The organism is Rothia nasisuis (genome assembly GCF_928381405.1).
GTDB lineage: Bacteria > Actinomycetota > Actinomycetes > Actinomycetales > Micrococcaceae > Rothia > Rothia nasisuis.
Genome location: NZ_CAKMSB010000014.1, coordinates 1 through 20,313 on the forward strand (window position 1 = coordinate 1; position 20,313 = coordinate 20,313).

General features: G+C 59.8%; 18 protein-coding genes and 1 riboswitch. Of the genes, 13 read left to right on the top strand and 5 right to left on the bottom strand.

Features of this window, described 5'->3' with window-relative positions; all coding sequences use genetic code 11:
* The first annotated feature begins 251 nt into the window (after positions 1 to 251).
* Positions 252 to 353: an LPXTG cell wall anchor domain-containing protein gene (locus L6966_RS12265; RefSeq protein WP_369127142.1), complete on the top strand. Its 102-nt coding sequence runs from the start codon at positions 252 to 254 to the stop codon at positions 351 to 353.
* Between the two features lie 122 nt (positions 354 to 475).
* Here L6966_RS12265 and L6966_RS10340 read toward each other — a convergent pair whose 3' ends face one another.
* Together L6966_RS10340 and L6966_RS10345 are read right to left on the bottom strand one after the other, a co-directional pair.
* On the bottom strand, positions 476 to 1,786 hold the full coding sequence (locus tag L6966_RS10340) for an MFS transporter (RefSeq protein WP_237233340.1): 1,311 nt from the start codon (positions 1,784 to 1,786) through the stop codon (positions 476 to 478).
* 3 nt (positions 1,787 to 1,789) lie between these two features.
* Positions 1,790 to 5,527, bottom strand: a complete 3,738-nt coding sequence (locus L6966_RS10345) for a DEAD/DEAH box helicase (protein WP_237233341.1) — start codon at positions 5,525 to 5,527, stop codon at positions 1,790 to 1,792.
* Positions 5,528 to 5,677: 150 nt separating this feature from the next.
* A riboswitch (SAM riboswitch) is annotated at positions 5,678 to 5,806 on the top strand.
* Positions 5,807 to 5,842: 36 nt separating this feature from the next.
* Between L6966_RS10345 and L6966_RS10350 the strand changes: the two genes are divergently transcribed.
* The 5 genes from L6966_RS10350 to L6966_RS10370 all read left to right on the top strand — a co-directional run bounded on the left by L6966_RS10350 (position 5,843) and on the right by L6966_RS10370 (position 8,006).
* The gene (locus tag L6966_RS10350) at positions 5,843 to 6,058 is read left to right on the top strand and encodes a nuclease PIN (protein ID WP_083091505.1); all 216 of its coding nucleotides are present in this window, start codon (positions 5,843 to 5,845) and stop codon (positions 6,056 to 6,058) included.
* A complete protein-coding gene (locus L6966_RS10355) occupies positions 6,055 to 6,510 on the top strand; it encodes a PIN domain-containing protein (protein WP_083091507.1) in 456 nt (151 codons plus the stop codon). Before L6966_RS10350 ends, L6966_RS10355 begins: the two co-directional genes overlap by 4 nt.
* 182 nt (positions 6,511 to 6,692) lie before the next feature.
* A complete protein-coding gene (locus L6966_RS10360; RefSeq protein WP_237233342.1) occupies positions 6,693 to 6,857 on the top strand; it encodes a ribosome recycling factor in 165 nt (54 codons plus the stop codon).
* Positions 6,858 to 7,005: 148 nt separating this feature from the next.
* Positions 7,006 to 7,308 carry a glutaredoxin domain-containing protein gene (locus L6966_RS10365; RefSeq protein ID WP_083091510.1) on the top strand — a complete coding sequence of 101 codons (303 nt, stop codon included), beginning with the start codon at positions 7,006 to 7,008 and terminating at the stop codon, positions 7,306 to 7,308.
* Between the two features lie 62 nt (positions 7,309 to 7,370).
* Entirely contained in the window at positions 7,371 to 8,006 is a 636-nt protein-coding gene (locus L6966_RS10370; protein ID WP_237224065.1) for a PepSY domain-containing protein, read from the top strand.
* Positions 8,007 to 8,182: 176 nt separating this feature from the next.
* Here L6966_RS10370 and L6966_RS10375 read toward each other — a convergent pair whose 3' ends face one another.
* The gene (locus tag L6966_RS10375; protein ID WP_083091518.1) at positions 8,183 to 8,956 is read right to left on the bottom strand and encodes an SDR family NAD(P)-dependent oxidoreductase; all 774 of its coding nucleotides are present in this window, start codon (positions 8,954 to 8,956) and stop codon (positions 8,183 to 8,185) included.
* A 116-nt stretch (positions 8,957 to 9,072) separates the two neighbouring features.
* Here L6966_RS10375 and L6966_RS10380 point away from each other — a divergent pair, with 116 nt between their 5' ends.
* Positions 9,073 to 10,764: a cell division protein PerM gene (locus L6966_RS10380; protein ID WP_237224066.1), complete on the top strand. Its 1,692-nt coding sequence runs from the start codon at positions 9,073 to 9,075 to the stop codon at positions 10,762 to 10,764.
* A 63-nt stretch (positions 10,765 to 10,827) separates the two neighbouring features.
* Here L6966_RS10380 and L6966_RS10385 read toward each other — a convergent pair whose 3' ends face one another.
* Entirely contained in the window at positions 10,828 to 11,241 is a 414-nt protein-coding gene (locus L6966_RS10385; protein WP_237224067.1) for a hypothetical protein, read from the bottom strand.
* A 68-nt stretch (positions 11,242 to 11,309) separates the two neighbouring features.
* Between L6966_RS10385 and purN the strand changes: the two genes are divergently transcribed.
* Entirely contained in the window at positions 11,310 to 11,888 is a 579-nt protein-coding gene (purN, locus tag L6966_RS10390; protein ID WP_237224068.1) for a phosphoribosylglycinamide formyltransferase, read from the top strand.
* A gap of 125 nt (positions 11,889 to 12,013) precedes the next feature.
* Positions 12,014 to 13,621 (top strand): bifunctional phosphoribosylaminoimidazolecarboxamide formyltransferase/IMP cyclohydrolase, encoded by a 1,608-nt coding sequence (gene purH / locus L6966_RS10395; RefSeq protein WP_083091526.1) that lies wholly within the window; start codon positions 12,014 to 12,016, stop codon positions 13,619 to 13,621.
* Positions 13,622 to 13,719: 98 nt separating this feature from the next.
* On the opposite strand, the gene L6966_RS10400 is transcribed toward purH, so the two are convergent.
* Entirely contained in the window at positions 13,720 to 15,426 is a 1,707-nt protein-coding gene (locus L6966_RS10400) for a substrate-binding domain-containing protein (RefSeq protein ID WP_237224069.1), read from the bottom strand.
* Between the two features lie 404 nt (positions 15,427 to 15,830).
* Between L6966_RS10400 and glyA the strand changes: the two genes are divergently transcribed.
* The 4 genes from glyA (at position 15,831) to L6966_RS12270 (ending at position 20,305) form a co-directional block, all read left to right on the top strand.
* A complete protein-coding gene (glyA, locus tag L6966_RS10405; RefSeq protein WP_237224070.1) occupies positions 15,831 to 17,114 on the top strand; it encodes a serine hydroxymethyltransferase in 1,284 nt (427 codons plus the stop codon).
* Positions 17,115 to 17,116: 2 nt separating this feature from the next.
* The gene (locus L6966_RS10410) at positions 17,117 to 18,004 is read left to right on the top strand and encodes a bifunctional methylenetetrahydrofolate dehydrogenase/methenyltetrahydrofolate cyclohydrolase (RefSeq protein ID WP_237224071.1); all 888 of its coding nucleotides are present in this window, start codon (positions 17,117 to 17,119) and stop codon (positions 18,002 to 18,004) included.
* Positions 18,005 to 18,469: 465 nt separating this feature from the next.
* The gene (locus L6966_RS10415; protein ID WP_083091530.1) at positions 18,470 to 19,891 is read left to right on the top strand and encodes a phytoene desaturase family protein; all 1,422 of its coding nucleotides are present in this window, start codon (positions 18,470 to 18,472) and stop codon (positions 19,889 to 19,891) included.
* A gap of 81 nt (positions 19,892 to 19,972) precedes the next feature.
* Positions 19,973 to 20,305 (top strand): transposase family protein, encoded by a 333-nt coding sequence (locus tag L6966_RS12270; RefSeq protein WP_143539099.1) that lies wholly within the window; start codon positions 19,973 to 19,975, stop codon positions 20,303 to 20,305.
* Positions 20,306 to 20,313 lie beyond the last annotated feature (8 nt).

Consider the following 20,313-nt stretch of genomic DNA (forward strand, 5'->3'; position numbering starts at 1 on the left):
CCCCGAGTGAGTCACCCACCCCGAGTGAGTCACCCACTCCGAGTGAGTCACCCACTCCGAGTGAGTCACCCACTCCGAGTGAGTCACCGACCCCGAGTGAGTCACCCACTCCGAGCGAGTCACCCACTCCGAGCGAGTCACCCACTCCGAGCGAGTCGCCCACCCCGAGTGAGTCACCGACCCCGAGTGAGTCACCTGCTCCCAGTGAGTCTGCACCACCGGCTCCGACACCAAAGGAGCCAGGCCGTACACTGGCACATACCGGCGCTAGCGCACTTCCTCTTGTGGGAGTAGCAGGCCTTTTGGTTGTAGCCGGTGTAGCGCTCCTTATCCGCCGTCGTTCACAGAGCTGAACATAACGCACACAGTGCTCGTGCATGACTCCTGAACACAGGTGAAAGTTATCCCCGGCCCCAGAAGAAGAGGGTGCCGGGGATACTTTGCTTAAGCAGATACGAGCAGCCGGACCCGTCTATTACACGGTCGGTTGCTGCCGGGTATCGGGGAGCGGTTCAGGCGTGTAACTCCACAGGGCAGGAACAGCCACCGTAGCCACAGCAATGGTCACAATGACCAGCCCACCACCCACAACAGCTGCCAGCGGTGAACCCACCAGTTCAGCAGCGCCTCCTACAAAGGCCATGCCCAGATTGGGGCCACCAGCCACCGTAATAATGAAGAGGCCCTGCATGCGTCCGCGTAGGGCGTCCGGCGTTGCCAGCTGAATAATGGTGGAGCGGTAGACCGAACCGAGCGCATCCGCCCAGCCCATGAAGGCCAGTGCAGCAAAAGCCAAACCCAGCGGCACCACATTCTCAGAGACTGAGGCAGTCGCTGCGCGCCCCTCATAAACCCAGGCAAGCAGGCCAAAGGCGATAAAGCCCAGCCCCCAGCCCGCATAACTGAGGGTGAGAAAACGGCCCTGGCGCCGAACGTCCTTGAGGAAGCCAGAGAAAGACACGCCCACCAGGGCACCTACCGGAGCAGCCGCCAGCAGTAGGCCTGCGCCGGCCTCGCCGCCGCCAAAGGTGAGGGCCGCCAACGCCGGAATGAGGGGGCGGGCCTGGGCGAAGAGCATGCCGAGAAGATCCACCACAAAGGTCATGCCCACCACCCTATTGCGGCGCACAAAGCCCAGCCCCTCCTGAATAGATTTCAGAGCTGACGGGCGCGCTGACCGGCCCTGCTCCGGGAGCATGGCCGGTAGCCGGTAGAGGGCCCAAATTCCGACGGTCATAGCAAAGACGTTAATGGAGTAGGTGAGCTGGTAGCCCACCGAGGCTACCAAGAGGCCGCCCAGGAGGGGCCCGGCGCTCATGCCCAGGGTTCCCACCGACATCATAAGGGTGTTGGCGGCAGGGAGCAGACGCGGCTTAATTAGGCGGGGGATAATGGCACCGCGGGCGGACTGGTTGATGGGCTGAAGCAGGGACTCGGCGGCAATGAGGGCATAGAGCACCGCCACGCTTTGGATGCTGAGCCAGGCGTGCAGGGCAATGAGCAGGGTAACGCCCCACATGCCCAGGGTTGCAGCTAAGGCGACCTTGCGTCGGTCGTAGCGATCGGCAATCACACCGCCGTAGAGGCCGCCGATTATCAGCGGCATAACAGAGACCAGGCCCACCAGGCCCACTGCCCCGGAGGAACCTGTCAGGGCGTAAATCTCCAGAGCGATGGCCACCGAGGTGATAGCAAAGCCTATGGTAGAAAAGAGCCCGCCCAGCCAGATGCGCCTGAAATCGGGGGAGTAGGTGAGCGGGGTGAAGTCCATCAGAACCTTGCCCACGGCTTACTTTCCCTTCTCCTCTGACAAGGCGACACCCTGCTCGGGCTCGGGTGCCGCTAGCAGGTCTCGAATCTGGGCGGCGGTGAGCTGAGAGGCAAAGAAGGATCCCTCATCAACCACAGCGTCAAAAAGGGCGGCTTTAGATTCCTTGAGTTCCATGACCTTCTCTTCAATAGTGCCCGCCGATACCAGGCGGTAGACCATCACATTCTTGGTCTGCCCGATGCGGTGCACCCGGTCAACGGCCTGCTGTTCGGCAGCCGGGTTCCACCAGGGATCCATGATGAAACAGTAGTCGGCGCTGGTCAGGTTCAGACCAAACCCGCCGGCTTTGAGGGAGATCAGGAAGACGGGTACGGTGCCCGACTCAAACTCTTCGAGAAGCTCCCCGCGATTGCGGGTGGAGCCGTCCAGATAAAGATAGGGAATGCCCAGATCAGAGAGTCTCGCCGCGATTTTCCTCAGGTAGCCGGTGAACTGGCTGAAAATCAGGGCCCGATGGCCGTCGTGGATGATTTCTGGCAGGTTCTGCTCCAGGTAGTCCAGTTTTGAGGACGGTACCTGCGCGTATTTATCACTGTCAATGAGCGTGGCATCCAGGGCCAGTCGGCGCAGGGTGGTCAGGGACTGGAAAATGGTGAAACGGTTCTTGTCGATATCGTCCAGCAGGCCCAGAATCTTCTGGCGCTCGCGTTGCAGGTGGGTGTCGTAGGCCTTGCGGTGGGCCGGGGCCAGAGGCACATCGATCCGCATATCGGTCTTTTCGGGCAGGTCGGCGGCCACCAGTTCTTTGGTGCGGCGCTTCATGAGCGGACGGATACGGCGGCGTAGGCGCCCCAGAGCCTTGGTTTCTTCCCCCGATTCAATGGGGGTGGCGTAGACGTCCTTAAAGGCGCGGGCGGAGGGGAAGAGGCCGGGGGCGGCGATAGAGAACATGGACCAGAGCTCCATGAGGTTGTTCTCCATAGGGGTGCCGGTAACCGCAATTTTGACGCGGGCGGGCAGGTCGCGGGCGGCGGCGTGAGCCTTGGTTTTGGCGTTTTTGACGAACTGGGCCTCATCGAGCACCAGGCCTTCAAAGGGCTGCTGGCTGCCCATCTCAAAGTAGTGGTCTTCATCGAGGCGGAAGAGGGCGTAGCTGGTGACCACCACGTGGGCCCCGGCGACGGTATCAGCAAGCCGTCGCTTCGATTTGCGCACAGATTCCTCAACTCCCACCACCTCTAGGGAGGGAGCGAAGCGCCTAATCTCCCGCACCCAGTTGGGCACCACAGAGGTGGGGGCGACCACCAGGAAGGGGGCGGACGCGCCTGCCCCGGCTTCAGCCCCGCCGGGCTGGCTGGCGGCATCAAGCGGGCTGGCAGTATCCTGCTTCTTCTGCTGGGCGTGTAGGAAGAGGGCGATGGTTTGCAGGGTTTTACCCAGGCCCATGTCATCGGCTAGCACACCTCCTAAGCCGTGCTCCCAGAGGAAGGCCAACCACTGGTAGCCCTCCACCTGGTAGGGGCGCAGAGTGGCCTGCAGGGTAGCGGGGACGTCGGCGGGGGAGTGATGATCAAGGTCGAGCAGGGCGGTAACCTGCTCGTCCCAGGCGGCAACGGTCTGAGTTTCAGCGGCCAGCTCTTCGAGTTCCTCCCAGAGGCCCACCTGGTGGCGGTTGATTTCTAGCGGGCCGGTCTTGTCGGTCAGCTGGGCAGCTTCGCGGAGCAGTTCTTGTAATTTCATGAACTCCGGGCGGTCAAGCGCGAAGTACTGGCCATTGCCCAGTAGCAGGTGGGTCTGGTTCTTAGCCAGGGCGGCAACAACCTCTGAGAAGGCCACATGCCATTCACCAACCTTGATGGCAACACCCAGCCCAAACCAGTCGCGGCGGCGGGTGTCGTCCACGGTCACGACGATCTCGGGGGCTTCGTCGAGCTCCCGGAACTCGGGGGCCGAGCCGTGGACGTCCACGCGCACGCCTTCTATTTCGCGGTAGGCGGGTAGGTAGGTTTCTAGCAGGGTGCGGGTACCCCAGTTCTCTGTTGTGTGGTGGGTGAAGGGAACACCCGGGCGAACCTTTTTGACCTCTTTGAGTACCCGGTACTCATGGGCGGTATCGCGAACATCGGCCCTGTCTTCGCCCGGGTAGCCCAGGGCATCGAGCCTGATAAAGTCTGACGAATCGCCGATGGGATCTGTTGGGTACTCCCAGTGCCAGAGCGTGGTGGCGGTGAAGGGCGGGCCTGGCTGGTCAAAGGTGACGGTCAGTACCAGGGTGGGCGTGCGCACCTCGGGCAGGTCAAGCTCTTCTGAGGTGGTGACCACCGGTAGCGCCCGGGTGAGCGCCGGGTAGAAGTCAGAGAAGAATGCCTGCACGTCGGCAGCCGGTACGGTTACCGAATTTTCGGAGATAAGCGACTCCGCTGTGGCATCCACCGGATCGGCTGCCGGGATAAGCACCAGCTGGGCTTCTGGGCCCAGCCAGGCCGGGCGGGCTTGCTCGTCAGCCAGGTGAGCCAGGGCCTTTGCGCTGGGCTGGCTTTCTTCAATGTGAGCTAGGGCGGACGGCAGCGCTGACTCCCAGCGGGCGTCCGCCGCTGCCTTGACGTAGTGCTCCTGGGCGGTTCCGCCCAGGGCAATGAAGCCCCGCCGGGTAGTGCCCATCTTGTGGGTCAAGCTGGCCGGAATCGTGTAGGGGCCCCAGCGTAGCAGGGGGGTGAGCTGCAGGGCATCTGAGGAGCTACCGCGCTCGGGCACCGGCGTCAGCGCCAGCTCGAGGTGGGCCGGGTCAGCGATCATCAGGCCGGTCTCCTGGCCCTCCAGCAGAATCGGCAGGTCGATATCTTTGGTGGCTTCTAGCAGCTGCCACAGCAGTGAGGAGTCCACGTTAGACACCGACGCCCAGTCACGGTGAGAGGAGTAGATTGACTGTGACCCGCGAATCACCGCATAAAACTCATTGAACCAGGCGGCATGTTCAGCCAGTAGCCCCGTACCGGCGCTACCGGCGGCTGAACCCGAGAATTTCTCCCAGGTTAAACCGCCCTTAATCCACTTGCCGCGGGCCCCCATCATGACCGGGCGGGCCTCTAGCGAGATGCGAGGGGCGCCAATATTCTTGGTCCACCCGTACTTGCCGGGCACCACCACTCGCAGATCGAGTGCACCGGAGACCCGGTGGTGGCGGCTATCGTAGCCGGGCCGGGCCGCCAGTGAATGTGCCAGTGACCGGCGCCAGCTGGGAAGTGGGCTGGTCGCGGTAGCTGTAACCTGCAGGAGGCTGTCTGCGTCCTGCCCTTGGCTCTGTAGCATCTCAGATGCGCGTTGCAGGCCTACCTGCCCGGCCCACTCCAAAATAGTGTCAACCTTCCCCTGCGGTGACTCTGGTCCCTCGGCCGCTGAGGTCTTCCAGCTGCTTGATGAGGCAGTCATCGCGCGTTTGGCCTTGGCCGACCGGTCTATCGCGGTCAGCATCAGAGCAACCGCGTGCTTACAGTTATGCGCAACAGGGCAGGAGCAGGCCGCAGAAAAAGCGTACGAGCCGCCCTGCACCTCGGCAGGGAAGGCCACCCGGGTTGTGTACGGGGCGGAGCCACTACCGGCGACCTCCCCCTCAAGTACACGGTTCTGTTCATCGTAGTGGTAGCGGATTACGTTTCCCTCGCGCATATACCGTTGCCCGCGTGTATATGCCTGAGAGCCCACCTGGCGAATAATGGCGGGGGCAGTCACCGGAATCTCGGGGAAAGAAGCAGACACAGGCATACCTTCGGATCAGAAGCAAACACTAGTCTTCTAGCGTATCGCACCGCCTTTCGGGGGAACCCGATAGGGTGGTTGGTCATAGCACGAAAAGTTTGGCAAACCGGTGTTTACACGGTGCAGAGGAATGCGCTATGCTTTTACCAGCTTCAAGAGATTCAACTGTCAAGCTCCGACTTTGGTTGAACGCCAACCCCATGTTCACGGGTGGCTCGGATGACGAAGCGGTCTGCATCGCGCCTTTTTGGCGCTGTTGGGTGCAGGCAAGAGCAAGTATTTGAAAGGAACGCGCACTTTACGCGCAACGACGGCATGTCAAACGCTCGACCTCACGCCCACCGTCCCCACATCACCGTTCAGAAGAACATCTCTGCCGCTTCTGTACCCGCCCGTGGCGGTTACACCGCAATGAGCATTCAGGACTACACCCGCATCTCTAACGAGCGCAGCGAATTCCTCAACTTCCTGCTGGCCCCTAACCCCAGCGGCATCCCTGCAACTGAGTACGGTGTTCTTAAAGCTGCATGAGCCAGGTAGGTCTGCTTCTCGATTCCGACGTCCTTGCCGAAATTCGCAAGGCGACCCCTAACCCGCAGGTGGTCAGCTGCCTGCGCCGCCGCTCCTACCGAACCATGTACATTTCGGTGCTGAGCCTGGGGGAGCTGAGGGGCCTCTACCCCTACCCCGAGACCGAGCGCTGGCTGGCGGAGCTCATGGACCGTTTTGGTCACCATGTGCTGGACGTTGATGCGCAGGTTTCGTTGGAGTGGGCCGGGCGGCACGCAGAGAAGCATCTTTACGCAGTGGGCGGGCAGCGCCCCGCCCCGCTGGCAACCGCAGCTCTTGAGGGGCTCATGGCCGCCACCGCCACTGTGCACCAGCTTGAAATTATTTCGGGTAAGGCACAGATTTACCGAAGCTGGGGTGTGAGCGCGGTTGACCCCTGGCAGGATGAGACTGAGGTTGCCCTGCACAGATAAAAGCGGATAGTGGCGCTCACAAGGGCATTGAAGAGCTCCATGACCGCTGTACCCTTTTTGGAGGGCACTGCCAATCGTCCGCGTTGCGTTACTTTTTTGGCGCGGGTCAGCGTTAGACTTCTTGAGAACCACATGTCTCATGTGGCTTCACATTCGCATCATAGAAATGAAAGGTGGAACCTATGGGTTTCGATTTGAACGGCACCATCGACGGTGGTGTTGATAAGGCTAAGGACGCAGTCAACGAGAAGGCTGGCAAAGAAGTAGTTAATGATGAGAAGGCCCAGCAGGCCAAGGACGTTGCATCCGACACCGCTGGCAAGCTCACCGAGAGATTCGGTAAGTAGACCATGAGAGACCGGCCGCTTCACCCGCATTCTTGCGGAGTGAGGCGGCCGGTTGCTTGTATGCCCCTTAGGGCGGGCCCGCGCGGAATAAGACAACGATTCCGGGCGCTATAGCTGATAGACCGTATACCAGCCGAAAGGAAGAACCATGCCTACTGTGTCACAGACCCATGCTGATGCCGAGAAGTTTGTTGCCGAGGGCGGTGTCGCGATTTATTGGCGCCCTGGCTGCCCCTTCTGCCAGCGTTTGGATGAGGGGCTAGGTGAACTGGGTGAACGGGCCGTGTGGGTCAATATCTGGGAGGACGCGGACGCCGAGGAGTATGTGAAGAGCGTGAACGAGGGTAACGCGGTGGTTCCAACCGTCCGCACTGCTGATACAGCTTTTGTTGCCTCTGCCCGCAGTGCGCCGCAGACCGTAGCCGAGCTCCTCGAGGGCTCAGGCAAGTAAATCAGGCGCAGAAAGCGGTTTATTTTAATCTTGGGTTCATCTTTTCCTGACAGACTGAGGGCATGATGACTTCTGTGAAAAAGACTGTTCTTGTATCTGCTATAAGCCTGGTGGCTCTAACCCTGGCGGGGTGCTCCCAGGGGGCCGAGACCACCTCTGAGCCTAGTGTCACCACCGTAACCGCTACCCCTGACGCAACAGCGTCCGCGTCAGCTAGCTCTCAAAGCACCGATGAGAGCACGGCCTCTGGTGCTGACGGAGTCGCCGATACCGCGGGCTTGCTGGCCGTCATCGATGCGGCCCTGAATGCTCACCCGGGCGGTGTTGTGGTGCAGGTTGACCGAGACGATTCTGGGTCTGAGAGCTACGATGTTGATGTAGTTCTCAACGATGTGGTGCACGATTTGACCTACGATGAGGCAGGTAACCTCACCGAGGAGCAAACTGACGATGATACTGACGACGGCTCCGGTGATGACTCTGATGAGGTTGCTCGCGCTTCAACCGCGCAGGTTCTAGCTGCGGACGCTGTTCGTACCGCTGCTGAGGGCCGGGCCGGGCAGGTTGCCACCGATGTTGACCTTGATGATCAGAGTGGGGCTCTGGCCTGGGAGGTTGAGTTTGATGACGCTGACGGCCAGGATGCCGGGACCGTGCATGTTGATGCGCTTACCGGGGATGTTATTCCTGAATCGTAAATAAAACGCTGTGGAACCTGGTATCGCCGTTGAAACTAAACCGTGCCGAAAGCGCCTGTTTTTGCCGAAGGTGCCACTTAGACTATCGCTTTCGGCAAAAACAGGTACTTTCGAGAAGCCGTACTGAAGAGTCTTTTGAATAAGCTTCAGAGGCGGGCACCACAGAATGAGCTCGGCTAGTAGTCCCGCGTCCGGGCAATCGCGGCCGCTACCACCTGGCGGGGGAGCGCCCGCGAAGCGGCAACCGCAATCTTATAGGGCAGGGACGGCACCACCACTGGCCTGCCCGCATTAACGGCAGCAATTGCCTGGCTGACTACCCGTTGCGGGGTCAGCCACAGGAAGGACGGTAAGGCAGGCTCCGCCTGCCCCATCGCGCTGTGAAACTCTGAGCGAGTCAGGCCGGGGCACACAGCCGTCACGTGGATGCCCCGCCCCGAGTACTGTAGGTGCGCCGATTCACTGACGACCACCAGAAAACGCTTAACTGCCGAATAGGTGCCGCCGGGAGTAAAAGCGGCGACCGAGGCCACGTTAATAATTCGGCCCCGCCCGCGCGCTAGCATGGCCAGGATCGCCGCGTGCATCAGCTGTAGCGGAACCCGCGCTAGCACGTCAACCTGCTCTAGGTGCCGTTCCACGGGCGCGGCGTCAAAGGCCTTACCCAGCCCAAACCCGGCGTTGTTGACCAGGATCTCTACCGGGTCTTCACTCTGACGGATACGCTCGGCCAGGGCATCGACGTCCGTGGGAAGCCGCAGGTCGGCGGGGAACACCTCAACTCGCACATCGTACCGGGAACGCAAGGTCGCGGCCAAACTTTCGAGAGGTTCAAGCCGGCGGGCTGTGAGCACTAGGTTGTACCCTGCCTCAGCGTACTGCCGGGCGAACTCCGCCCCAATACCCGCCGAAGCACCGGTGATTAAAACACACGAAGAATCAACATTCATAGGCCCACCCTACACCCGCAGTGGGGAGAAAGTGGGGGTAATATTCACCGCACTCACAGGGCACGCGCCCGCCCCCACCGGGCAGGTACCGGCGAAACGTGACATGATGAAAGACGATGAATACCACCGCGCACCCCAAACGATCCTTGCCCATGCCCCTGTGGCTCCAGGGCACCGTTGAGCTTGCCTTCGTGGCAGCGGGCTCCTACCTGGTTGTTGCCCTGCTCCTCGCGGCCGTCTGGTATACCAACGGCTTTAACAGTGGCACCCTGGCCGAGGCCATGTCTGTTGCTGGGCACGTGTGGCTACTGGTTCACGGGGTGCCACTCACCATGAATATTCCCGAGCAGGGGGGCTTCTCAGCGATTTCGGGAACCATGAGCCTGGTTCCGCTGGGCCTGACTCTGATTCCTCTGGGCCTTAGCTACCGGTCGGGCCGTAGGCTGGCGCGCGCTAGTTATGAAGGGCAGTTCTGGCAGCCCCTGGTTGGCGGGCTCGTCGCCTATGCACTGGTTAGCGTTGGAGTCAGCCTGATTTCTGCGGGCGACTCCTTCAAAACTTCGCCGCTGCTTGCGGCCATTGCGCCCCTGTGGGTCATAGCGCTGGGCATTCTAGTGGGCGGGTACTCCGAGTCGCGTTCTCTAGCCGCCATGATCGGTGTGAACGCTGCTGACTGGGTTAAGAAGTTTAGCCAGTACTCGCGGTGGGCAGGGTCTTACGCCTGGGCGCTGGTGCGTGCGGCCTGGGTTAGTTTTCTGGCCTTTGTCGCCGGTGGGGCGCTCCTGCTCGTAGTTTCTCTAATCTGGCACTGGGCTGACATCATATCGCTCTACCAGACGCTCCACGCCGGCGCGGTGGGCGGCCTGGCCCTGACTCTTTTGCAGCTGGGGCTACTGGTCAACCTGGTGGTCTACACCATGGCCTGGAGCTCGGGTGCGGGGTTCGCGCTCGGGGAGGGCACCAGCGTTGACCTGGCCGGTACCAACGTGGGGGTCATGCCGTCACTGCCGGTGCTGGGGGCGCTACCGCATGCCTCTGAACCCTGGGGGTACCTGGCCTTAGCTGTGCCGCTGGCCGCAGGTGCCCTGGGCGGCTGGTGGTTTTTCCGCGAGGGGGAGAACCATTTCGATGAATGGGTGAGCCTCAAAATCCGCTTCCGCTGGCTTTCGTGGCCGCTGTCTACCCTGGGGTTGGGGGCACTGACCCTGCTCCCCACCTTTCCTCTGGTAGCTCTGCTGGGCTGGGCCGCCAACGGCTCGCTGGGCCTGGGCCGCTTCACCGCAATAGGCCCTAACCCGCTCATATTCGGCCTTTTTTCGGCCGTCCTGCTAGCTGTGGGCACTATGGTCGGGCTGGGTGCGGCGCACCTGCTGGTGCGCGATACGTCCGGGGAGTTAGAGCGGTTTGCCGCTGCTCCCACCGCTCGTCAGGCTAAGCGGGAGGCGCGTAGAAGGCGCGCGGCAGCTCATGCTAGTCTCACGGTTCAGCAGGACGCTGACGCCCCCGCTGCTGAGCAGGAAGCTGCCGGAGACGAGCAGGAGGCGGCGGAACCCGCGCCGGCTGACGCTGAACTCGGCGGCCATGCGGACACAGAGTTTAAAGAGAGCACAGAGGCTGGAGAGGGCACAGCGTCTGGAGAGAGCACAGTGCCTGGGGATCCCGTAGCCACTTCGATACCCGGCTCCGACCCTGAACCCGAACCCACCTTCCGCCCGGTGGTCAAACGACCCAAGTCTTTACGCACCCGCCGCGAAAATCGGCTTAAAGAACTAGCTGACCGGGCAGAGAACCCCGGCTCCCGCGACTAGCGCACCGGCCCCGGGCGGCTCTGCACCATGTGCGTCAGAGATTCCGCCCGGCTCCTGGATGAACTACTGCCCGAGTAGCTGCCTCATGAGCCCGTCGCTCATATCAGAGGTGCACTGCTGCTGGCGGCTGAGCGTCAGCGCCCGCTGCAGGCAGTCGGCGTAGGCTACGGTGGCATCAAAAAAGAGAAGCTGAACGCCGGCGGCAAAGCCCAGAAAAAGGGACCAGCCAACCACCATAATCATCACAATAATTGAGAAGGCCGGGAACTTGGCCTTCGCCATTTTGACCAGAGTTATCAGGCCCACGGTAGCGGTGGCTAGTGCCAACACCAGTGTAGCTAGGGCACCCCAGCCGGGAAAAGCCGTGGAACCTACCGTCACCACTATGAGCAAGAAAGCGCACCTTGACCACACCTTAATACTCTCAAGGACGTGCTCTGGGCGGCTCGGCTGGGTAGGGTTCACGGTCTCAGACATATCCACCACCTTACCCGCCGTGAGATGCCTTCTGCCACCGGCTGACCCGGTGCTATACACTGGGGTATATGCGCATTGTGGTGATGGTGTCAGGCTCTGGCACAAACTTGCAGTCAATTCTCGATTCAATCTCAGCAGGTCAGTTGCACGCAACCGTAGTGGCCGTGGGCGCCAACAAGCCCTGCCTCGGCCTGGAGCGGGCAGAAGCTGCCGGTATCGAAACCTTTCTGGTTGAACCTAAAAATTATCGGAGTCGAGAGGCCTGGAATCGGGCCCTTGAAGAGCAACTTGCCGGCTACGGCGCCGACTACATCGTCTTTGCGGGCTTCATGCGCATTGTAGATGCCCAGCTGGTTGACCGCTTTGCGAACCGCATTATTAACACCCACCCGGCCCTCCTTCCCTCCTTCCCCGGTGCCCACGGTGTGCGCGACGCCCTAGAATACGGGGTGAAAGTTACCGGCCTGACCGTGCACCTGGTGGATTCTGGAGTCGATACCGGCCCGATTCTGGCCCAGGCTGCCGTCGAGGTGCTCGACGGCGACACCGAAGAGACCCTGCATGAGCGCATCAAGGTCAAAGAGCGGGCGCTCCTAGTGCAAACCATTGCAGATATGGCCAGCACGCTTCAAAGTCAGAACGCCTGACCCGAAGGTTTAGCCCCGATGACGGGCTGGGCCCAGGGTCGGGGCCCCACAAAACGACTCACAATCCCACGCAACCACCTGCTGAGCCGGGCCAACCCCGGCAGCACACGAAACGGAGAAAACCTGTGAGTCTCATCGAGCTCGACCGCGTCCCCCTCAAACGAGCCCTCATCTCGGTCTATGACAAAACCGGACTCGAGGACCTAGCCCGCGGCCTGCACCAAGCGGGCGTCGCTATCGTCTCCACCGGTTCCACCGCCTCCACCATCGCCGCAGCCGGCGTCCCCGTCACCGAAGTTTCAGACGTCACCGGCTTTCCCGAATGTTTAGAGGGCCGCGTTAAGACCCTGCACCCGCGCGTGCACGCCGGTATCCTGGCAGATCGCCGCAAGCAGGAACACATCGACACTCTCAACGATATGGAGATTGAACCCTTCGACCTGGTCGTCGTCAACCTCTACCCCTTCGTTGAGACCGTAGCCTCCGGCGCTGACCAGGATGCCATCATCGAAAAAATCGACATCGGCGGCCCCTCCATGGTGCGCGCAGCAGCCAAGAACCACGACGCCGTAGCCATCGTCGTTGACCCCGCCAAGTACGGCCAGGTTGTGGATGCCGCCAAGGCAGGCGGCTTCAGTCTGGCAGAGCGCCGCCGCCTGGCGTCCGCCGCCTTCGCCCACACCGCCGCCTACGACACCGCCGTCGCCACCTGGACCGCCGCCCAGCTCGAGCAGGACGAGGACGCCAACTACTGGCCCCCCTTCGCCGGTCTGGCCTTCGAACGCTCCGAGTCCCTGCGCTATGGCGAGAATCCCCACCAGGCCGGCGCCCTCTACGTTGATCCCGCCGCAGCCCCCGGCATCGCCCAGGCAGAACTACTCGGCGGTAAAGCCATGAGCTACAACAACTACGTTGACGGCGACGCCGCCCTGCGCGCCGCCTACGACTTCGACGAACCCGCCGTCGCCATCATCAAGCACAACAACCCCTGCGGCATCGCCGTCGGCGCAGCAGATGCAAACGACCCTATTGCGGACGCCCACGCCAAGGCCCACGCCTGCGACCCCCTCTCCGCCTACGGCGGCGTCATCGCAGCCAACCGCGAGGTCACCGTAGCCATGGCAGAAACCGTCAAGGGTATCTTCACCGAGGTGATTATCGCCCCCTCCTTTGCCCCCGAAGCCTTGGAGATTCTGCAGACCAAGAAGAACTTGCGCATCCTGCAGCTACCCGAAGGTTTTGCCCGCGAGGCCATCGAATACCGCCAGGTATCCGGGGGCGCCCTCTTCCAGGACGCCGACCGCCTGCACGCCGACGGCGATCGTGGAGAGAACTGGCAGCTGGTTGCTGGTGACGCCGCCGACGCAGCCACCCTCGCCGACCTCGAATTTGCCTGGAAGGCCCTGCGTGCCGCCAAGTCCAACGCGATTCTGTTGGCTCATGACGGCGCCGCCGTTGGCATCGGCATGGGCCAGGTCAACCGTGTAGACTCCTGCCGACTCTCTGTAGAACGCGCCAATACCCTGGCCGAGGGGGCCGAGCGCGCTCGCGGTGCGGTGGCTGCATCTGACGCCTTCTTTCCCTTTGCTGACGGCCTGCAGGTACTCCTGGACGCCGGTGTGCGTGCCGTGGTGCAGCCCGGTGGTTCTATTCGTGACGAAGAGGTAATTGAAGCTGCCAGGGCCGCCGGCGTGACCATGTACTTCACCGGAAGCCGCCACTTCTTCCACTAAAGGCCCTGCGCCTTCGAAAGTGCCTGTTTCTGCCGAAAACACCGGAGAAACAGGCACTTTCGGTTGTGAGCCCCGAGGCTATGCCTGGGGCCTGCGTTTCACAGCTGGGGCGCGCTGGCACTACCGGAGATACCGGTGAGAGCCTCAATGAAAATACGCTGAATATCGGCGGGTGAGTTGGCGCGGTGGGCCTCACCGCCGACGCCGTGGGCGATAGAGTTCAGTAGCTCCATATGAGCGTCATCAGAGATACCGATAAGAATGATAAAAACGGGGCGATCCGGATTCTGCTGCTGCTGGATGCGGGCAATAAGGTCTTCCTGGCTGGTGCCCCCGGTGAAGTTCTCACCGTCAGTCAGCATGATGACGCCGTTGACGGCACCGGGTTGATAGTTGGCTGTGGCGGCTTTAAAGGCAGAGAGCAGGGTGGCATTGAGGTCGGTGACGCTGTTGGGTTCCACGCTACTTGCGATAGAGATTCCCGTCTCTTGAAGAATCTCCCGCTGGGTTTTACCGTCAACGGTTTCCTCTAGGCCGCGCACGGGGACGAGCTCCCGGTAGCTGGCGGAGCTACCGTCGGGCTGGGCAGCTTTAGGTGAGGACTTCCAAAGACCTATAGAGTCGCGGGCGGGGAAGAGCTGGGAGCCTGCCAGGGCTGACTCGATGGTCAGCTCCATGCGGTTTTTGCCGCTTCCTGCGACGGGGGTGAGCATGGAGCCCGAGGAGTCGATGACAACCAGGGCGTTGAAAGGCGCGGACTGGAGGGAGTAGAGGTTCCAGATCTGGGTGAGGAAGCCTTGATTGCTGGGGGTGAGGGCGGTGTAGGCTCCTAGGCCGTGCTCGTTGCCGAGGTTTTGGCCGTCTGCGGGTCGTAAGCCCACGTGAGCAAGGGCTGCGCGGCCCTCCTCCGAATCCATGAAGTCGATAATGTGTAGGGCTGCTGTATCGATGGTGGTGTTGTTACTGTTGCTCCTGGTTTGGTAGAGGGGGTAGTCGAGGGTGAAGGAGCTCCGGCCGGGGAATGTAGCGGTCAGCCCGGAACCGGGGTGAGCAGAGGTGTAGGAGACGTAGTCTGCTTCGGTGACGAAAGCGGCTTTTTTGGTGCCCTTGTCAACGTCAGTGAGGAGTTGGTTGGCGTTCTGTATAGCTTCGGTGGCGCCGACGGATTGGGCGCGCGCGGCGGTGCCTAGAGTTAGATCTTCGAGAGTGATGGTGCCTGCAGAAGCCTCGGCTACACCGCCCATGAGAGCCGCAAAGGCTGCGGAATCTTCTCTGGGGTCGCCCATAGAGACGGTTTCACTCGCCTTGAGGGCGTCAAGCCAGGTGAGGTGAGTGAATTCGGTTTCAGAGGCAAGGACGCAGGGGGTTGAGGCCAGCGATTCGGCCAGGGGGGCGAGGCTGATACTGGCTTCGTCCATGGCAAGTTGGGCGCGTACGGTGGAGTCAGGAATCCAGAGGTTGGTAGTTACGGCACCTTCTGCTGATTCGCTCACAATGTCTTGGGCGGTCTTGCTGGTAACAAGGTTGAGGGTGATGCATGTGTCGGCGTTGACAGGCATGGTTTTGAGTGCTGCCGCCATGGGCTCAGTGGTGGCTACGGTGACGGTCTGTGTGGTGGAGCAGTTCGCGGGTATGGTGGGGACGCTAGCGGCGTCTTGGGGGTTGCCGGCGAGGTGCTGGTAGGTGAGTGTGCCACCGAAGAGCAGAATGAGAGTAGCTGCGCCAGTGGCAACCCACTTTCGGGCGTCCTTTTTCCGCTGTTCGAGGCGTTCTTGGCGGCGTGTTTTGGGGGCGGTGATAGACATGGGGTGGCGCTTCTTCCCTAGTGCGATGGGGTGCTCAGTGTGAGCGGTTACACCCGGTGTGTTTCGGGCGCTCGTAACTGGGGGAGGGCGGCCCGTTTAACGTTTTTAGTTTAGCAGGAAAGTTTATGGGGTGAGAGGGGGCTGGTAGAATGCTTCTGCTTGGCCCGGTAGGGCCTGGGCAAATGCTCTCATTAACCCGGTTGCGGCCAGAAAATGTCTCAAAGTGACAGCCACATACGGTGTGAGGCAGTGGCTTCCCCTACACTTAAAGAGATGAGAGCCGCTGTGCCCCTGCGCCAGATGGCTCCTTCAGCGTCACGTGCTCTTCTGTAACCCTCATACAGAGCCCTCGCTCATTTCTGAGCGCAGAAGAAACTGATCCACCAAAATTTATAGGAAGCGGCATGACCAACCTTTCACCCAACGTCACCAACCTGCCCCTGGCCGAGGTAGACCCCGAGGTCGCTGAAGCTATCCAGCACGAGCAGGAACGCCAGCAGAACACCCTCGAAATGATTGCTTCAGAGAACTTCGCCCCCCGCGCAGTTCTTGAAGCTCAGGGCTCTGTTCTGACCAACAAGTACGCCGAGGGCTACCCCGGCCGCCGCTACTACGGCGGCTGCGAATTTGTTGACGTGGTGGAGCAGCTGGCTATCGACCGCGCCAAGGCCCTCTTCGGTGCCGACCACGCTAACGTGCAGCCCCACTCCGGCGCCCAGGCTAACAACGCTGTCATGCATGCCCTGCTGACTCCCGGCGACAAGATTATGGGCCTCTCCCTGGCTCACGGTGGTCACCTGACTCACGGTATGAAGCTCAATGTTTCGGGCAAGCTCTACGAGGTTGTTGCCTACGGTGTGGATGAAGAAACCGGCCGCGTGAATATGGACGAGGTACGCGAGCTGGCCCTTGCAGAGAAGCCTAAGGTCATAATCGCCGGCTGGTCTGCCTACACCCGCCAGCTGGATTTTGCTTCCTTCCGCGAGATTGCAGATGAGGTTGGTGCCTACCTGTGGGTCGATATGGCCCACTTCGCTGGTCTGGTAGCAGCTGGCCTGCACCCCAACCCCGTCCCCCACGCCCACGTGGTGTCCTCCACCGTCCACAAGACCCTGGGTGGCCCCCGTTCCGGCTTTATTCTCTGCGTTGAGGATTTGAAGAAGAAGATTGACTCAGCTGTCTTCCCCGGCCAGCAGGGCGGCCCCCTCATGCACGCTATTGCAGGTAAGGCTACCGCCTTCAAGATCGCTGGCTCTGACCTCTTTAAGGACCGCCAGGCCCGCACTCTGGAAGGCGCCAAGATTCTGGCTGACCGCCTCAACCAGTCCGATATGGCAGAGGCCGGTGTTAAGGTTATCTCCGGCGGCACAGACGTGCACCTGGTCCTGGTTGACCTTCGTGACTCAGAAATCAACGGCCGCGAGGCAGAAGACCTGCTGCACGAGGCCGGTATCACCGTCAACCGCAACGCCGTGCCCAACGACCCCCGCCCGCCCATGGTCACCTCCGGCCTGCGTATCGGCACCCCAGCCCTGGCAACCCGCGGCTTCGATACAGCCGCCTTTACCGAGGTTGCTGACATCATCGCTGAAACCCTCAAGCCCGGCGTGGACGTTGCCGCCCAGCGGGCCCGCGTCACCGCCCTGTGCGAGAAGTTCCCCCTCTACTCGGGTATTGAGGAGTGGTAGAGGTGCCACAGATTCTTGACGGTACAGCAACCGCTGCCCAGATTAAGAGTGAACTGGCCGAGCGGGTTACCAGGCTCAAGGAGCAGGGAATCACCCCGGGCCTGGCGACCGTGCTGGTGGGCGATGACCCGGCCTCCCGCTCCTACGTGGGCGGTAAGCACCGCGACTGCGCTGAGGTTGGTATTGCCTCCATCAAGGTGGAGCTGCCCGAGACCGTCAGCCAGGAAGAGCTTGAAGCTGAGCTGGTCAAGCTCAACAACGACCCGGCCTGCACCGGCTACATTGTGCAGCTGCCCCTGCCCAAGCACATTGACACCCACCGGGTTCTTGAGCAGATTGCCCCCGAGAAGGACGCCGACGGCCTGCACCCCATGAACCTGGGCCGCCTCGTCCTCAACGTGGGTGAGCCCCTGAACTCGCCCCTGCCCTGTACCCCTAACGGTGTGATCGAGCTGGTGGAACGGCACGGGCTCTCCTGGAAGGGTAAGAAGGTTGCTGTGCTGGGCCGCGGTATCACCGTGGGCCGCCCCCTGGGCCTGCTGCTGACCCGCAAGGACGTCAACTCCACCGCCACCCTGGTGCACACCGGCACCAGCGATGTGGATGCCGCCCTGCGCGATGCCGATGTGATTGTTGCGGCGGTGGGTGTTCCCCACGCTGTGAAGGCGGATCAGGTTAAGGACGGCGCAATCCTGCTGGACGTGGGTGTTTCCCGTATTGAGGACCCCGAGACCGGTAAGAAGCGCCTGACCGGTGATATTTCCCCCGAGGCTGTCGCTAAGGCGAGCTGGTACTCACCCAACCCCGGCGGTGTGGGTCCCATGACCAGGGCAATGCTGCTGGTGAATGTGGTGGAGGCAGCCGAGCGCACGGCAGCTCAGGGCAGCTAAAGCTACCAAGAAAAGGGTGCCCACCCCGTTTCGCAGAGTTTACAAGGGCGGTTCACACCAACCTCGGACAATAGGCAGGTATGTGCCGCCTCTGCCGGTATAGTAGTTATCCCTTATGTATAAGTCTCTACGAATAACGAGGCTTATTCAAAAGGTTCAGAAAGAGCACCGCGGACGAATGCCCGCCTGCTAACCCTACGCCCTGGTTCGCTAGCGCTCACAAGGGCGATTCATGCCAGCCCCAAAGCCAGCAGGCGGGGGCTACGCCCGCTCTGCTCGGCACGGGTGTCACTACTTTTGGATAAGCCTCAATATTTAAATATTTTCACAGTTATTATTCTATAGAATATTTAATATAGTTTGCTCTTATGTGAGATTGTAGTGTATCTTGGAAAACGTTTAGAGCTTGTTTAATTTCTTAAATCAAGAGCGATTTTTCCAGGAACACAAGTTAGGTAGGAGCATATGACATCGGTAGCTGTTGTGGGAGCAGGCCCTAATGGATTGAGTGCAGCATGTCGCCTCGCTCAAGCAGGTTTAAATGTTACTGTCTATGAACGCTCCTCTGTGGCAGGTGGTTCCTGTAGGTCAGTGGATCTTTTTGGCAACGGCTCGGTAGTAGATTTAGGTGCTGCCGCGCATCCATTTGGGGTAGCTAGTCCTGCGTTTAAAACCCTAAAGCTTGAGGCGCACGGTTTAGAATGGATTCACCCCAAGTATCCTATGGCTCACCCTTTTGCAGGAGAGCCTGCTGCCCTGCTACATCAAGACATTGAGGCAACTGCACAATATTTGGGGCGTGATTATATAAATTGGAAAAATCTGCACGCTCCATTTAGTAACTACCCGGAGGGTATTGGTTTAAATTTAATGAATCCGTTATTAAAGTGGCCCAATAATCCAATTCTGATGGCTAAGTTTGGAGCTAAAGCAATATGGAGCGCTAAATCAGTTGCTAATACATTTTTCCATTCTGAACAGGCTAGGGCCTTGTTTGCTGGCTCGTCTCTACACTCAACATTGCCACCTAGCTATATATCAACATCCGCTTTCGGTATAGTCTTTGGTGTGTTAGGTATGACGACGGGTTGGCCGGTAGCGAAAGGTGGGTCACAGTCAATAATTAATGCGTTGCTGGAAGTTTTACATTTGAGTGGAGGGAGGGTTCAATACAATTCAGAAATTTTAAATATTAGAGATATTTCAGACAATGATATTATTGTTTTTGATCTAGTTCCATCAAGAATTCTTGGTATAGAAGGGATAGAAATATCAGAACAATATAAGCGTCAGCTAAAAAAATGGCGGCATAAATCTGGTGTTTATAAAGTCGACTATCTCTTAGACGGCCCTATTCCTTGGGAAGATTCTCGTGTTAATCAGGCAGGAACAGTACACGTAGGTGGTTCTCTCGAAGAGATGAATAATGCGGAAAAAACAGTAGCGAAAGGCAAAGTTCCAAGTAACCCTTTTGTGATGCTTGCCCAACAGCAAAATGCCGATCTATCACGAAGTGCGAGAAATGGTGAGAACATAATCTGGACCTATGCACATGTTCCTAACGGCTGTTCCCAAGATATAAGGCCTTTAATCGAAGGTCAGATTGAACGGTTTGCTCCAGGATTCAGGGAACGAATAATTACTGCTGTAGAGCATACTCCACATGATTTGGAACGGTGGAACCCTAACTTAATTGGAGGAGATATTGGAGGAGGTGCCTTGGATGGTACACAACAGATATTTCGACCGATAGCAGGAAGGCAACCATATCGATTGTTGAAAAACCGTATATATATCTGCTCATCCTCAACTCCTCCCGGGGGCGGCGTGCATGGCATGGGGGGATGGCATGCTGCTGAGGCTGTTTTAACAGACTTATTGCGGTGATGGCTGAGGCTTATTCAAAAGTAGGAACACACCCCACAACCCACCAACTAGACAACAATCCCACCAGGTGGCAAAAACTGAGTGTTAAATCGCCAGATATATCCTCAAACCGCCGGAAGCACCGTTGCTACACCAGCGTACAACCGGGCTCACCGCTACGCAATTCACCACGCTGCTAAACAGCCCTGCCCCACCACATTACCTGGGGAAAACCGTGCGGCAGACCACCAGCACCCACCTTTACTCCTCATAGCAACCCTTTTCTACCACCGGCACAACATCACCGAAGAACTTCTAGCTAACCTCTTTAACGTCTCTCAACTGACCTTTTCCGGAACCTGTTCTTTGTGTTCGGTGGGGTATTTTTTGGCGTGGTGTTTGTTATTCCTTCCGTTGGTTATGGACGGAAAGTGAAGTGCCCC